This is a genomic window from Nonomuraea sp. NPDC049486 (genome assembly GCF_040676925.1).
GTDB lineage: Bacteria > Actinomycetota > Actinomycetes > Streptosporangiales > Streptosporangiaceae > Nonomuraea > Nonomuraea ferruginea.
In genome coordinates this window covers 86241-100081 of record NZ_JBFAPV010000006.1, presented here as the reverse complement: position 1 = coordinate 100081, position 13841 = coordinate 86241, and the positions used below count along the sequence as shown (strand labels likewise).

Annotated in this window: 14 protein-coding genes; 5 read left to right on the top strand and 9 right to left on the bottom strand. The window is 72.3% G+C overall.

Annotated elements, in window-relative coordinates:
• The first annotated feature begins 8 nt into the window (after positions 1 to 8).
• On the top strand, positions 9 to 827 hold the full coding sequence (locus tag AB0K05_RS19270) for an NAD(P)H-binding protein (protein ID WP_364230535.1): 819 nt from the start codon (positions 9 to 11) through the stop codon (positions 825 to 827).
• Positions 828 to 846: 19 nt separating this feature from the next.
• Here the strand turns inward: AB0K05_RS19270 and AB0K05_RS19265 are convergent, their stop codons facing one another.
• Positions 847 to 1494 carry an acVLRF1 family peptidyl-tRNA hydrolase gene (locus AB0K05_RS19265; protein ID WP_364230532.1) on the bottom strand — a complete coding sequence of 216 codons (648 nt, stop codon included), beginning with the start codon at positions 1492 to 1494 and terminating at the stop codon, positions 847 to 849.
• 119 nt (positions 1495 to 1613) lie between these two features.
• On the opposite strand from AB0K05_RS19265, the gene AB0K05_RS19260 reads away from it, so the two are divergent.
• Positions 1614 to 2663 (top strand): EAL domain-containing protein, encoded by a 1050-nt coding sequence (locus tag AB0K05_RS19260; protein ID WP_364230529.1) that lies wholly within the window; start codon positions 1614 to 1616, stop codon positions 2661 to 2663.
• A 9-nt stretch (positions 2664 to 2672) separates the two neighbouring features.
• Positions 2673 to 3962 (top strand): aminotransferase class V-fold PLP-dependent enzyme, encoded by a 1290-nt coding sequence (locus AB0K05_RS19255; RefSeq protein WP_364230526.1) that lies wholly within the window; start codon positions 2673 to 2675, stop codon positions 3960 to 3962.
• A 72-nt stretch (positions 3963 to 4034) separates the two neighbouring features.
• Here AB0K05_RS19255 and hisG read toward each other — a convergent pair whose 3' ends face one another.
• The 3 genes from hisG to AB0K05_RS19240 all read right to left on the bottom strand — a co-directional run bounded on the left by hisG (position 4035) and on the right by AB0K05_RS19240 (position 6108).
• On the bottom strand, positions 4035 to 4880 hold the full coding sequence (gene hisG, locus AB0K05_RS19250; RefSeq protein ID WP_148031309.1) for an ATP phosphoribosyltransferase: 846 nt from the start codon (positions 4878 to 4880) through the stop codon (positions 4035 to 4037).
• Positions 4881 to 4942: 62 nt separating this feature from the next.
• Positions 4943 to 5206, bottom strand: coding sequence for a phosphoribosyl-ATP diphosphatase (locus tag AB0K05_RS19245; protein WP_148031308.1), 264 nt, complete (start codon positions 5204 to 5206; stop codon positions 4943 to 4945).
• Between the two features lie 134 nt (positions 5207 to 5340).
• Positions 5341 to 6108: an SDR family oxidoreductase gene (locus AB0K05_RS19240; protein ID WP_271275615.1), complete on the bottom strand. Its 768-nt coding sequence runs from the start codon at positions 6106 to 6108 to the stop codon at positions 5341 to 5343.
• A 146-nt stretch (positions 6109 to 6254) separates the two neighbouring features.
• On the opposite strand from AB0K05_RS19240, the gene AB0K05_RS19235 reads away from it, so the two are divergent.
• Entirely contained in the window at positions 6255 to 7166 is a 912-nt protein-coding gene (locus tag AB0K05_RS19235) for an NAD(P)-dependent oxidoreductase (RefSeq protein WP_364230521.1), read from the top strand.
• Complete coding sequence (locus AB0K05_RS19230; RefSeq protein WP_271275613.1) at positions 7163 to 8092, top strand: RNA polymerase sigma-70 factor; 930 nt, start codon at positions 7163 to 7165, stop codon at positions 8090 to 8092. The genes AB0K05_RS19235 and AB0K05_RS19230 overlap by 4 nt, the downstream gene beginning before the upstream one ends.
• Positions 8093 to 8911: 819 nt before the next feature.
• Here AB0K05_RS19230 and AB0K05_RS19225 read toward each other — a convergent pair.
• The 5 genes from AB0K05_RS19225 to sufC form a co-directional block, all read right to left on the bottom strand.
• Positions 8912 to 10729, bottom strand: a complete 1818-nt coding sequence (locus AB0K05_RS19225; protein WP_364230518.1) for a DEAD/DEAH box helicase — start codon at positions 10727 to 10729, stop codon at positions 8912 to 8914.
• A gap of 304 nt (positions 10730 to 11033) precedes the next feature.
• A complete protein-coding gene (locus tag AB0K05_RS19220; protein ID WP_148031303.1) occupies positions 11034 to 11393 on the bottom strand; it encodes a metal-sulfur cluster assembly factor in 360 nt (119 codons plus the stop codon).
• A complete protein-coding gene (gene sufU / locus AB0K05_RS19215; protein WP_148031302.1) occupies positions 11390 to 11830 on the bottom strand; it encodes a Fe-S cluster assembly sulfur transfer protein SufU in 441 nt (146 codons plus the stop codon). The genes AB0K05_RS19220 and sufU overlap by 4 nt, the downstream gene beginning before the upstream one ends.
• A gap of 2 nt (positions 11831 to 11832) precedes the next feature.
• Positions 11833 to 13095 (bottom strand): cysteine desulfurase, encoded by a 1263-nt coding sequence (locus AB0K05_RS19210; protein ID WP_271275611.1) that lies wholly within the window; start codon positions 13093 to 13095, stop codon positions 11833 to 11835.
• Complete coding sequence (gene sufC / locus AB0K05_RS19205) at positions 13092 to 13838, bottom strand: Fe-S cluster assembly ATPase SufC (RefSeq protein ID WP_148031300.1); 747 nt, start codon at positions 13836 to 13838, stop codon at positions 13092 to 13094. The genes AB0K05_RS19210 and sufC overlap by 4 nt, the downstream gene beginning before the upstream one ends.
• Positions 13839 to 13841 lie beyond the last annotated feature (3 nt).

Sequence of the window (13841 nt, the reverse complement as noted above, 5' to 3'; positions counted from 1 at the left end):
GGAAGTCCATGATCGTGGTCACCGGCGCCACCGGCTCCATAGGCCGGGCGCTCGTCGCCCTGCTCCCGCCCGGCGAGGTCGCCGCCGTCACCCGCGAGCCCGCCGGTCTCGGCGGTCCGTACGTGCCGGGCGACCTGGAACGGCCCGAGTCGATCGGCGCGCACCTGTCACCCGGCGACCGGCTGTTCCTCAACAGCTCGCTCTGGCCCGGCGTCGTGGACGCCCACCGCGCGGTCGTCGACCTGGCGCGGGAGGCCGGGGTGGCGCAGGTGGTGACGGTCTCCGTACGCCACGCCAGGCCGGGCGGCAGGCTCGGTCAGGACCCGCACGGCCGCATCGACGAGCACCTGCGCGCGTCCGGCCTGCCGCACGCGATCCTGCGGCCCGGCGGGTTCATGCAGAACCTGCCGGGCGAGGTGCGCGACGGCCGCATCCACGGCTCGTACGGCGCGGCCAAGGTCAGCTACATCGACGCCCGGGACATCGCCGCGGCGGCGGCCGCCCTGCTGACCGCGCCGGTGGGCCCGAGCGCCACGTACACGCTCACCGGGCCCGAGGCGCACACCCACGACGAGATCGCCGCGGCGGTCACGGCGGCGATCGGCCGGCCGGTGACCTACGTCGACCTCCCGGTCCCCGCCATGGCCGCCCACCTGGCCGCCCAGGGCGTGCCGCAGGGCGCCGCCACGGAGGTGGCCACGATGATGCGGGAGATGGAGACGGAGGACTGGGCCTCGGTCACCTCCGCGGTCGAGGACCTCACCGGCCGCCCGCCGCGCCCCCTGACGGCCTTCCTCGCCGACCACGCCCACGCCTTCGGCGCCTGACCTCCTCCACCGGGCGCGGTCACGCGGGGTCGGTGACGCGCACGCGGACGGCCCGGAACTGGGCCGGGGTCTCCTTGAGCACCGCCAGCTTCGGGTCGGGGACCGTCAGGAACGGCTCTGTCTCCAGGGCCAGCAGCGGCGCCAGGCGCGGGTCGGCGCGCAGGGCGTCCACCGCTCTGCGGTCGCCGCCCAGCACGACGGCGTCCAGCTCGTGCGGCGTCAGAACCCGCAGGGCCGTCTCTGCGGCCGCCTCGAAGGCCTTGCCCGCCTGGTTGGACCTGCGGCGGGCGAAGCGCTGCTGCGACCAGCCGCCCGCCGCCGTGCGGCCCTGCACCAGCCGCGACCCGACCTTGGACGCGACCAGCGCGGTCCCGTCGAACACCCCGGCCGCGTATCCTCCGAGCCGCACCAGCACGACCCCCACCCGACGGGCGGCGCGGGAGTGCTCGACGAGCCGGGTGACGTGCGGCGGGCCCGGACGCATCGGCGGGAAGGGCACGTGCAGCTCGGCCACCGCCCCGTCGCGCGCCGTCAGCCGCACCAGGCGGTCGTCGCCGGCGGCCTCGAAGGGCCCGTGGCGGGCGGCGAACCCGTCGATCCACGGATTCAGCCGCTCAGGCGGCACGGAGACCCACCGGCCGCCGCCCTTCGCCGGTCGCGCGTTCATGCCGGAAGGCTAACCGACCGGCGGCGCGCGTTCACCGGCCGGGGAATCTCCGGGGAAATGTCGGTGAATTCCACCGCGGGAGACTGTCGCGGGGTCCCGGACCAGCCCATCATCGCTACGTGTCCTCCCTGCTCACAGGCCCTCTTGTGGATCTCGACACGGGTTCGGTGATCGCCCGGCCGGCGATGCTCGACCCGTCGGGGAATCTGCGGGCCGCCCCGCTGCCGATGGTCCTGGACGTCCCGGTCCAGGTGGTGCTGTCGGGCGCGGGGGCGATGGCCCCGCTGCACGAGGCGCTGCGCCGCGCCGGCCGGCATCCGCGCGAGCTGATCCTGCTGCTGAGCGGCCCGTGCGCGCCGCAGGAGCGAAGGCTGCTCAGGGTGGCGCTCGACGGGCTGCGGGCCCACGGCTACCTGCTCGGATTCGGCGGCGCCGGGACCGAGCACGTGCCGCTCGATTTGATCGCGGACGCGTCCCCGTACCTGGTGGGGATCGCGCCGGAGCTGATCGCGCGGGCGCCCCGCGACCACCGGGCGGTGGCGGCGGCGCGCGCGGTGGTGACGCTGGCGCGCGGCGTGGGCGCGCACGTGCTGGCGCCCGCGATCGAGGACGAGGCGCAGCTGGCCGCGGCGCGCTCGTGGGGCGCGCGGATGGCGACCGGGCCGCTGCTGTCGCCCGGCCCCGACGGGCTGGTACGGGTGCCGCTGGGCACGGCCGACGACCAGCCGGAGGCGACGCTCGGCCCCCGCGTGCAGGAGCTGCTGCTGCCGGCGGTGACGCTGCCCGAGGCGGCGAAGGCGGAGCAGGCGGTGGAGGCGTTCGGGCGCGAGCCGACGATCACCAGCGTGGTCCTGGTGGACGAGTACCAGCGTCCGCTGGGCAGCCTGGACCGCGGCCGGTTCCTGCTCTCGATCGCCTCCCGGTACGGGCACGCGCTGTACGGGTCGAAACCGGCGCGGCGGCTGGCCGATCCGCCCCGCACGGTGCCGCGGACCACTCCGGCGGTGGCGGCGATGCAGGCGGCCGGCCGGGACACCGGCCGCGTCTACGACGACCTGGTGGTCACCGACGAGGTCAACCGCTGCCTGGGCATCGTCCGGATCTCGGACCTGATCAGGCAGGTAACGACTCGCCCGGCGCTCTGGGCAGATCGGCGCGTCCCGGGATAGGAAGGGAGCGTGACGCGGCAGCTGAACAGACGGGCGGTGCTCGGCGCGGGGATGCTCGCCGGGATGGCGGCCTGCACCTCCTCCCCCGCCCCCGAGCCGTCTCCGGCCTTCGACGCGGACGACTGGGAGTCGGTGCGCGCGCAGTTCACGCTCGATCCGGCGTACGGGCAGTTCGCGGCGTTCGTGCTGGCCCCCGCGCCGGCCCCGGTGCGGGCGGCGATCGAGCGGCACCGCGCGGGCCTGGACGCCGACCCGCACTACCTGCCCGCCGGCAACGCCTCTCCTGACGCCACCGTACGGGAGACGGCCGCGCGCTTCGTCGGCGCCGACGCCCGGCAGCTCGCGCTCACCGACAGCACCACGATGGGCCTGGGCCTGCTCTACTCCGGCATGCGTCTCAAGGACGGCCAGGACGTGCTCACCACCGAGCACGACTTCCTGGCCACCCACGAGGGGGTGCGGCTGCTCGCCGACCGCACCGGCGCGAAGGTGCGCAGGGTCAGGCTGTACGACGACCCCGCCCAGGCGTCGGAGGCCCGGATCGTCGAGGCGATCAAGGACGGCCTGGGGCCGCGCACCCGCGTGGTGGCGGTGACGTGGGTGCACTCCAGCACGGGGGTGCGGCTGCCGATCCGGGCCATCGCCGACATGCTGGCCGAGGCCAACCGGGGCCGCGACGAGGCCGACAGGGCGCTGCTGTGCGTCGACGGCGTGCACGGGTTCGGCGCGATGGCCGACGAGATGGGCGACCTGGGCTGCGACTTCATGGCCAGCGGCACGCACAAGTGGCTGTTCGGGCCGCGCGGCACCGGCATCCTGTGGGGCCGGGCCTGGGACGCGCTCGCCCCGGTCATCCCCGGCTTCGGGCGGTCCTCGTTCGTGGCCTGGCAGCGCGGCGAGGGGCCGGCCGAGACCACGGCCGACCTGGCCACGCCGGGCGGCTACAAGGCGTTCGAGCACCGGTGGGCGATGACGCAGGCGTTCAACTTCCAGAAGGCGATCGGCAAGGATCGCATCCAGCGGCGCACCCAGGAGCTGGCCACCCGGCTCAAGGCCGGCCTGAGCGCGCTCCCGCACGTCCGGCTGGCCACCCCCGACTCCCCCGGCCTCTCGGCGGGGCTCGTGTGCTGCTCGATCGACGGCATGGACGCGGCCCAGGCGGTGTCCCGCCTGCACGGGCGCAAGGTCATCGCCTCCACCACCCCGTACGTGCCGTCGCTGCTGCGTTTCGGCACCAGCATCGTCACCACGCCCGAGCAGGTCGACCACGCCGTCGAAGCGGTGAAAGGACTCGCCTGACGTCCTCCCGTGAGGGTTCCCGCCTCGGGCACGCGTTTCGCCGGCCCGCCGCTTCGACTACGGGTTGCGCTACTAGAGGCGGCAGGCGTAGATGTCGGTGACGAGGATGGCGCGGGCGCCGAGGTCCCACAGTTTGTCCATGACCTGCTGGTGGCCCTGGCGGCGGACCATCGCGCGGACGGCCACCCAGCCCTCGCGGTGCAGCGGCGAGACCGTCGGCCCCTCCATGCCGGGCGTGAGCGCGATGGCCTCCTCGATCCGCTCGGCGCGGATGTCGTAGTCCATCATGACGAAGTCGCGGGCGTGCACCACGCCCTGGATGCGGCGGACGATCTGCTGCATGGCGGGCGAGTCGGGGGTGCCGTTCCGCTTGATCAGCACGCCTTCGGAGCGCATGATCGGCTCGCCGAACACCTCCAGCCCGACGTTGCGCAGGGTGGTGCCGGTCTCGACCACGTCGGCCACCGCGTCGGCGACGCCCAGCCTTATGGCGGTCTCGACGGCGCCGTCGAGCTTGATCACGCGGGCGTCGACGCCCTGGTCGGACAGGTACTTCTCGAGCAGCCCGGTGTAGGAGGTGGCCACCCGCAGCCCTTGCAGGTCGTGCACGCTGGTCAGGGTGCCGGCCTTGGCGGCCAGCCGGAAGGTGGAGGCGCCGAAGCCGAGCGGCATGATCTCCTCGACGGGCGCGCCGGAGTCGATGAGCATGTCCCTGCCGGTGATGCCGGCGTCGAGCGTGCCCTCGCCGACGTAGACGGCGATGTCGCGGGGGCGCAGGAAGAACAGCTCGCAGCCGTTCGCCTCGTCGACGACGAACAGCTCCTTGCTGTCTCTGCGGGGCCGGTAGCCGGCCTCCTTGAGCATGGTCTGGGCGGCCTCGCTGAGAGCGCCCTTGTTGGGTACGGCCAGACGTAGCATGTCAGTGGTCCTCGGATGGGTCGCGAAACGTGCGGGACGGGCGGAGGCGGGCGCGGGGCGCCCTAGAGATGCTTGTACACCTCGTCGAGCCCGATGCCCTTCGCGATCATCAGCACCTGCACGTGGTAGAGGAGCTGCGAGATCTCCTCGGCGGCCCGGTCGTTCGACTCGTGCTCGGCGGCCATCCAGCTCTCGGCGGCCTCCTCGACGACCTTCTTGCCGATGGCATGGACGCCGGCGTCGAGCGCGGCCACGGTGCCCGAGCCCGCGGGCCGGGTCTGCGCCTTCTCGGACAGCTCGGCGAACAGCTCTTCGAAGGTCTTCATGATCTCTCTCGTCGTTCGGCAGGAATGCTACTCAAGCCTAGTCTGCGCCAGGCACCGGACTCACCCGCGGCCGGGCGCGTTCCCTGGCGCGTCGCGCCCGGCCTCTCGGGTGGGGTGGTCCGTTCAACCGGCAGTCACCAGGGCACGGGGCCGTCCTCGCTGAAGAACCCACCGGTCGGCCCGTCCGCGTCCAGCGTCGCCAGTCGTACCACGACCGTCGCGCCCTGCGCGGGGGTGAGGAACCCGCGGTGGTCGTTGATGTCCGTGGCGACGTAGCCGGGGGCCGCGGCGTTGACCAGGATGCCGTCCTTCCGCAGCTCGTTGGCGTACTGCACGGTCAGCGCGTTCAGCGCGGTCTTGGAGGGCGAGTACGCGGCCGACTGCGGCAGCCCGCTCAGCGGGCCGCCCGGCTCGCTGTTGAGGGCCAGCGACCCGCCGCCGCTGCTGAGGTTGACGATCCGCGGCGCCGGCGACCGCCGCAGCAGCGGCAGCATGGCGTTGGTGACCGCGATCACCCCGAAGACGTTGGTCTCGAACACCGACCGGACCATGTCCAGGTCGACGCCGCTGGGGATCTGGTCGACGGCGTCCTCGGGCGGGACCTGGTCGGAGCCGGTGATGGCGGCATTGTTGACCAGCACGTCGAGGCGGCCGAACCGCTCCTCGACCCATCCGGCGGCCGCCTCGACGGTGGCGAGGTCGGTGACGTCGAGGGTGACGGCGTGCGCGTCGCCGCCTCCCGCGCGCACCGCCGCCGCGGCCTCCTCGCCGCGCCGCGCGTTCCTGGCGCCGATCAGGACCGTCACGCCCAGTTCGGCGAGTCGCTCCGCGGTCGCCCGGCCGATCCCCTTGTTCGCCCCGGTGATCAGGGCGATCTTCCGGTGTGTGTTCCACTCGTCCATGGCCAAGCTCCTGTCTCAGTGAGTCTGTCCGCCCCGGGACGAGACAGGCCGGCCGCGCTGTGACATGGACGGCCGATGTCACAGACGGCTGTGCTGTCTCGTCCCGGGTGGCGGAAACAGCCAGTGACGTGGGAAAGGTGATGGTCATGCGGGTGTTCGTGGCCGGCGGGGCCGGGGTGCTGGGACGGCGGCTGGTGCGGCGGCTCGTGGCGCGCGGCCACCAGGTGACGGCGACGACGACGGGCGCGGGCAAGCTGGGCCTCCTGGAGCGCCTCGGCGCCGAGGCGGTCGTAATGGACGGGCTGGACGCGGAAGCGGTCGGCGAGGCGGTGGCCAGGGCCCGGCCGGACGTGATCGTGCACCAGATGACCGCCATCGGCGGCAAGCCCGACATCAAGCACTTCGACCGCTGGTTCGCCACCACCAACCGGCTGCGCACCGAGGGGACGGACCACCTGCTGGCCGCCGCCGAGGCGACCGGCGTCTCCCATGTCGTCGCGCAGAGCTACGCCTCGTGGAACGGCATCCGTACGGGCGGATGGGTGAAGACGGAAGAGGATCCGCTGGACCCGACGAGCACGGGCCAGGGGGCGGCGGCGATCCGCCACCTCGAACAGGTGGTCGCCGCGGCCGGGGGCGCGGTCCTGCGCTACGGCGCCTTCTACGGGCCCGGGGCCACCGACGCCCAGGTCGAGCTGGTGCGCAAGCGGCAGTATCCGGTCATCGGCGACGGCGGCGGCTACAGTTCGTGGGTGCATCTCGACGACGCGGCCGAGGCCACCGTCCTGGCCGTGGAACAGCGGGCGAGGGGCGTGTTCAACATCGTCGACGACGAGCCGGCCCCGGCGCGCGAGTGGCTGCCCCACCTGGCCGCGTGCGCGGGGGCCAGGCCGCCGATGCGGATCCCGGTCTGGCTGGCCAGGCCGCTGGCCGGGAGGACCGCGGTGGCGATGATGACCGAGGGGCGCGGCTTCTCCAACGCCAAGGCCAAGCGGGAGCTCGGCTGGCGGCTGCGCCACCCCTCCTGGCGTCAGGGCTTCAAGGAGGAGCTGGCGTGACCAGGGCGGAGGAGTTCCAGGAGCTGCGGCCGCTGCTGTTCTCGATCGCCTACCGGATCCTGGGCAGCGTGGGCGAGGCCGAGGACGCGGTCCAGGAGGCCTGGCTGCGCTACGACGCCTACCCCGGGCGTCCGGCGTCGGCCAAGGCGTTCCTGGCGGCCACGGTGTCCAGGATCGCGATCGACGTGCTGCGCTCGGCCCGCGTCCGGCGGGAGCAGTACACCGGCCGGTGGTTCCCCGAGCCGCTGCTGGCCGACCCCTACGAGGATCCGGAGCGGTCGGCGGAGCTGGCCGACTCGCTGTCGATGGCGGCCCTGCTGCTGCTGGAGCGGCTCAGCCCGCTGGAGCGGGCGGTCTTCGTGCTGCGGGAGGTGTTCGGGTTCGGCTTCGGCGAGGTCGCCGCGGCGGTGGGGCGCTCGGAGGCGGCGTGCCGTCAGCTCGCCGTGCGGGCGCGCCGTCACATGGAGGCGGGACGCGCCCGGTTCGAGACCGACCGCCGCGAGCGGGACGAGCTCGCCGGACGGTTCTTCGACGCCTTCCGTGACGGGGACGTCGACGGGCTGCGCGACCTGCTCGCCGCCGACGTGCGGATGGTCGGCGACAGCGGCGGCAACGCCCCGCTGTGGGGCACGGGCGTCTTCGGCGCCGGCAAGGTGGCCAGGGTCCTGGCCGGGATCGCCGGGCCGTTCGTCCGCATCGGCGGCGTGGTGCAGCCGCACGAGGTCAACGGCCAGCCGGGCGCGATCTTCCGCGACCGGGACGGCAGGATCGTCAACACCCTGACCCTCGACATCCTCTCCGGCCGCGTCCAGACGATCCGCGCAGTGATCAACCCCGACAAGCTCCGCCACCTAGGCCCGGTCGCGGACGCCTGGGCCATCGTCCGCGAAGCCAACCAAGCCCGCCGCCCCACCCCCCGGCCATGACACCCGGTCCGCAGCGCGCGAGCGCGAACAACACCCCCCACCGCCCCACACCCCAGCCACAACACCCGGTCCGCAGCGCGCGAGCGCGATCAACACAACCCACCACCCCACACCCCAGCCACAACACCCGGTCCGCAGCGCGCGAGCGCGATCAACACGCCCCACCGCCTCCTACCCAGGCCATAACACCCCTGCCCAGCCGACCAGCCGCCCCGCGCCCCCTCCGACCAGTACCCGCGAACAAGCGGCACCCGCTCCGCACCCACACCGGCGCCCCAGCCCGCGATCGCCCTCACGGCCCGCCGTCTCGCCTCCCCCACCCCCGCACCGCCGACGCCGGACCGGCATGACCACCGTCCGCACCTGCGAGCACCCCCTTCGGACGAACGGAGCGGGAACTCGGATGCCGCTCCTGCAGGCCCCCGTCGTGCAAGCCTCGCCGTACACGCCACTGACCCACACCCACGAACACCCCCGCACCGTTCGACTGAACGGAAACGGGGGCGCTCGCATGACTTGCGGTCGTGCGCGCCTCGCCGAACACATCACCCCAGGACCCGCCGTACACACCACTGACCAACACCTCCGCACACACGAACACCCCCGCGCCGTTCGGCTGAACGGAGCGGGGGTGTTCGTATGGCCTGCCGGCCTTGCGTGCCCTGCCGGATGGAGTGCAATCATCACCCACGATCCGCCGTAACACCCTCGCACACGCGAACACCCCCGCACCGTTCGGGTGAACGGAACAGGGGTGTTCGTATGGCCTGGCCTTGCGTGCCCCGTCGGATGGACGGAACCCGTCACGGGCGGTGTGGGTCAGCGGTCGAAGCTGCGGCCGGAGCTGCCGCGGCGGTAGCCGCCGCCCCTGGTGCCGCGGTCGTCCGAGCGGAAGTTGCCGGGACGGTAGCCGTCGCGGGGACGGTCGTCGGAGCGGTACCCGCCGCGGTCGCGGTCACCCGTGGAGGGGCGGCCGCGGTCGGCGGAGTAGCGGTTGCCGCGGTCGTCGGGACGGAACCCGCCGCCTCGCGTCCCGCGGTCGTCACGGTAACCGCCGCCACGTGGACGGTCACCGTCGCGGGCGGGACGGTCGTCGCGGTAACCACCGCTGGGACGGTCGTCACGGTAGCCACCGCCACGGGGACGGTCGCCCTCGCGGAAGGGGCGGTCGCGGCGGTCCTCACCGAAGCTGCGCGGCTGCGCGTCTCCGCCGTCGTGGCGGCGCGGGCCGCCGAACGGCCGCTCGCCCTCGTGGCGGCGCTGACCCGAGAAGCCGTCCTCGTGACGGCGAGGGCCGGAGAAACCGTCCTCGTGACGCCGGGGACGACGCTCGCCGTCGAAGTCGCGACGGGGACGGCGGGAGCGGCCGTTGTGGTTGTCGCGGCGCGGGCGCAGGGGCTTGCGGACGTCCGGCTCCCACACGGGGATCGACTCGCCGCTCGGCATGCGAGCGCCGGTGACCTCCGCCACCCGGGGGTGGCCGGGGGTCGCCTTGAGGCGGAACGGGTGGATGCCGGCCCGCCGGGTCAGCGACTCGGTGGAGCGGCGCTCGTTCGGCAGCACCAGCGTGACGACGGTGCCTTTCTCGCCGGCGCGGGCCGTGCGGCCGCCCCGGTGCAGGTAGCTCTTGCTGTCCTGGGGCGGGTCGACGTGCAGCACCAGGCTGATGTTGTCGACGTGGATGCCGCGGGCGGCGACGTCGGTGCAGACGAGCACGTTGACGGAGCCCTCGCGGAACTCGGCCAGGATGCGGGTGCGCTGGTTCTGGCGCTTGCCGCCGTGCAGGCCGCCAGCCTTGACGCCGACCCTGGCCAGCTGCTTGCAGAGGCGGTCGACGCCGTGCTGGGTGCGCACGAAGATGATCGTGCGGCCCTCACGGTTGGCGATCTCGGCGGTGATGTCGAACTTGTCGTCGCGGGTCACCTGCAGCACGTGGTGCTCCATCGTGTCGACGGGCGAGGTGGCCGGTGCGACGGAGTGGCTGATGGGGTCCTTGAGGAAGCGCTGGACGAGCTTGTCGACGTCGCCGTCGAGGGTGGCGGAGAACAGCAGCCGCTGCCCGCCGGGCGGGGTCTGCGCGAGCAGCTCCGTCACCACCGGGAAGAAGCCGAGGTCGCACATGTGGTCGGCCTCGTCAAGGACGCTGATCTCGATGTCCTCCAGCGAGCACTCGCCCTGCCGGATCAGGTCGCCGAGCCGGCCGGGGGTGGCGATGACGACGTCGACGCCGCGGCGCAGCGCCTCGATCTGCTTGCCCATGGACATGCCGCCGACGACGACCTTCATGCGCAGGCCGAGGCCGCGGCCGAGGGGTTCGAGGGCGTCGTGCACCTGGAGGGCGAGCTCACGGGTGGGGACGAGGACCATCGCGCGGGGGCGTCCGGGGGCCGGCTTGACGCCGGAGATGCGGGCCATCATGGGGAGGCCGAAGGCGAGGGTCTTGCCGGAGCCGGTCTGGCCACGGCCGAGCACGTCGGCGCCGGCGAGCACGTCCGGGATGGCCGCGCTCTGGATGGGGAACGGGGAGCCGATGCCCTGCCTGGCCAGGCCGTTCACGAGCGGCTTGGGCAGGCCGAGCAGCTCGAACTCGGACGGGCCCTGCTCGGGGGTCGTCTCGGGCAGGACAGCGTCAAGCATGGTCACGAAATTCGTGCCTTTCAGTCGAAGTGGCACGTCACTTCTGCGAAAGGACGAGCCAGGACGTACGGCGACATTGCCGTACACATTGCAGTGCGCCCGCCATCGGGGCGGAGCTTGGGGGAAGGCGCACCTGAGGGCGCCGGCCGCAGGCGGCGCGGGACGCGCGATGAGGCGTCAGGTGTCCTTGGGTGCCAACACGGGAGAGATCACGCTTATTCCCGAGGAGGATCTCCGGACTTTCCGGGGACCTCCGGCATGCTGAAGCGGCCGGCGCCGAGGCGCCAGCCTCCAGCAGAAAAGATCAGACGTTGAAGCCTAGCATACGAAGCTGGTCGCGGCCCTCGTCGGTGATCTTGTCAGGGCCCCACGGCGGCAGCCAGACCCAGTTGATCTTCACATCGGAGACCATGCCGTCGAGCGCGGAGTGCGCCTGGTCCTCGATGACGTCGGTCAGCGGGCAGGCCGCGCTGGTCAGGGTCATGTCGATGGTGGCGACGGGCTTGCCGTCCTGGCCCGGGTCGAGGTTGAGGCCGTAGATCAGGCCGAGGTCGACGACGTTGATGCCGAGCTCGGGGTCGACGACGTCCTTGAGCGCCTCCATCAATTCCTCGACGGTCGCGTCACCGTCGAAGCCGGTCGGGGTCTCGACAGGCTTGCTCATTGTGCAGCACTCCTCACCACAGCGTCCTTGTAGGCCATCCATGACAGCAGCGCGCACTTGACGCGCGCGGGGAATTTGGCCACCCCGGCGAACGCCACCGCGTCGCCGAGCACGTCCTCGTCGGGCTCCACCTGCCCCCTGCCCTGCATGAGGCGGGTGAACTCGTCCACCACGGACAGGGTCTCCCGTACGGTCGAGCCGGTCGTCAGCTCGTGCAGCACCGAGGCCGCGGCCTGGCTGATGGAGCAGCCCTGACCGTCGTAGGAGACGTCTTCGATCTTGCCGGCCTCGCCCACCCTGACCCGCAGCGTGATCTCGTCGCCGCACGTCGGGTTCACGTGGTGAACCTCGGCGTCGTACGGCTCGCGCAGCCCCCGCCCCTGCGGGTGCTTGTAGTGCTCCAGGATCAGCTCCTGGTACATCGACTCGCCGATCATCGCTATGCGAACACTTTCTGGACGTGGTGGAGGCCGCGCACCAGGGCGTCGATCTCGCCCGTGGTGTTGTACAGATAGAACGACGCCCGCGTGGTCGCCGGTATTCCGAACCGCAGGTGCAGCGGGCGCGCGCAGTGGTGGCCGACGCGCACCGCGACGCCGAACGCGTCGTCGAGGATCTGCCCCACGTCGTGCGGGTGTATGCCGTCCAGCGTGAACGCGAGCGTGCCGCCGCGCATCTCCAGCGAGTCGGGGCCGATCAGCCGCAGCCCCGGCAGCTCGCGCAGCGCGTCGAGGCCGTACGCGGCGAGCTCGCGCTCGTGGGCCTCGACGGCCGCCATGCCGACCCCGCTGAGGTAGTCGACGGCCGCGCCGAGGCCGATGGCCTCGACGATCGGCGGCGTGCCGGCCTCGAACTTGTGCGGGATGGGGGCGTAGGTCGAGCGGTCCATCCAGACCGCCTCGATCATCTCCCCGCCGCCCAGGAACGGGGGCATGGCCTCGAGCAGCTCGCCCCGGCCCCACAGCACGCCGATGCCGGAGGGGCCGACCATCTTGTGGCCCGTGAAGGCGACGAAGTCGACGCCCAGCGCGGCCACGTCCACCGGGTGGTGGGGCACCGACTGGGAGGCGTCGAGCATCACCAGCGCGCCGGCCTGCCGGGCGCGGGCCAGCACGTCGCCGACCGGGTTGACGGTGCCGAGGACGTTCGACTGGTGAGCGATCGAAATGATCTTCGTCCGCTCGGTGACCAGGTCGTCGAGCCCGGACAGGTCGAGCCGGCCCTCGTCGGTGACGCCGAACCACCTCAGCGTCGCGCCGGTGCGCTGCGCGAGCAGCTGCCACGGCACGATGTTGGAGTGGTGCTCCATCTCGGAGATGACGATCTCGTCACCGGGGCCGAGCCTGAAGCGGTCGTCGGTGTTGGCCGGGTTGCCGAAGGAGTAGGCGACCAGGTTGAGCGCCTCGGAGGCGTTCTTGGTGAAGACGACCTCGTCACGCGAGGGAGCGCCGACGAAAGCGGCGATCTTGTCGCGGGCGCTCTCGTAGGCCTCGGTGGACTCGGCGCCCAGGGCGTGCATGGCACGCCCCACGTTGCTGTAGTGCAGCGCCAGGTGCTCGCGCATGGTCTCGATGACCTGTGTGGGCTTCTGGGAAGAGTTGCCCGAGTCGAGATAGACGAGCGGGCGCCCGCCGGGCAGCTCGCGGGAGAGAACCGGGAAGTCCTTCCTGATCCTCTCCACGTCAAAGCTGGTCTGAGTCATGCAGATGCCTTCGTGTACTGCTCGTAGCCCTCGGACTCGAGCTTGTCCGCCAGCTCCGGCCCGCCCTCCTCGACGATCTTGCCGTTGGCGAAGACGTGCACGAAGTCGGGCTTCACATAGCGCAGGATGCGAGTGTAGTGCGTGATCAGCAGGACGCCGGTCTCGCCGGACTCGCGGAAGCGGTTGATGCCCTCCGACACCACGCGCAGCGCGTCGACGTCGAGCCCGGAGTCGGTCTCGTCGAGCACCGCGATCTTCGGCTTGAGCAGCTCCAGCTGGAGGATCTCGTGGCGCTTCTTCTCGCCGCCGGAGAAGCCCTCGTTGAGGTTGCGCTGGGCGAAGGAGCCGTCGATGGCGAGCGCGTCCATGCCGTTCTTCAGGTCCTTGGCGAACTGGCGCAGCTTGGGCGCCTCGCCGCGGACGGAGGTGACGGCCGAGCGCAGGAAGTTGGACACCGACACGCCGGGGACCTCGACGGGATACTGCATGGCCAGGAACAGGCCCGCGCGGGCCCGCTCGTCGACCGACAGCTCCAGCAGGTCGACGCCGTCGAGCAGCACCTGACCGCCGGTGATCGTGTACTTGGGATGACCGGCGATCGCGTAGGCGAGCGTGGACTTGCCGGAGCCGTTGGGGCCCATGATGGCGTGGGTCTCGCCCGACTTCACGGTCAGGTTGACGCCGCGCAGGATTTCCTTGTCCTCGACGGCGACCTGCAGGTCACGGATCTCAAGGGTGGACATTGC

Coding starts and splice junctions, on each gene's coding strand:
- AB0K05_RS19270 (WP_364230535.1), top strand. CDS start 9: ATGATCGTGGTCACCGGCGCCACCGGCTCCATAGGCCGGGCGCTCGTC.
- AB0K05_RS19265 (WP_364230532.1), bottom strand. CDS start 1,494: ATGAACGCGCGACCGGCGAAGGGCGGCGGCCGGTGGGTCTCCGTGCCG.
- hisG (WP_148031309.1), bottom strand. CDS start 4,880: ATGCTACGTCTGGCCGTACCCAACAAGGGCGCTCTCAGCGAGGCCGCC.
- AB0K05_RS19245 (WP_148031308.1), bottom strand. CDS start 5,206: ATGAAGACCTTCGAAGAGCTGTTCGCCGAGCTGTCCGAGAAGGCGCAG.
- AB0K05_RS19240 (WP_271275615.1), bottom strand. CDS start 6,108: ATGGACGAGTGGAACACACACCGGAAGATCGCCCTGATCACCGGGGCG.
- AB0K05_RS19235 (WP_364230521.1), top strand. CDS start 6,255: ATGCGGGTGTTCGTGGCCGGCGGGGCCGGGGTGCTGGGACGGCGGCTG.
- AB0K05_RS19225 (WP_364230518.1), bottom strand. CDS start 10,729: ATGCTTGACGCTGTCCTGCCCGAGACGACCCCCGAGCAGGGCCCGTCC.
- AB0K05_RS19220 (WP_148031303.1), bottom strand. CDS start 11,393: ATGAGCAAGCCTGTCGAGACCCCGACCGGCTTCGACGGTGACGCGACC.
- sufU (WP_148031302.1), bottom strand. CDS start 11,830: ATGATCGGCGAGTCGATGTACCAGGAGCTGATCCTGGAGCACTACAAG.
- AB0K05_RS19210 (WP_271275611.1), bottom strand. CDS start 13,095: ATGACTCAGACCAGCTTTGACGTGGAGAGGATCAGGAAGGACTTCCCG.
- sufC (WP_148031300.1), bottom strand. CDS start 13,838: ATGTCCACCCTTGAGATCCGTGACCTGCAGGTCGCCGTCGAGGACAAG.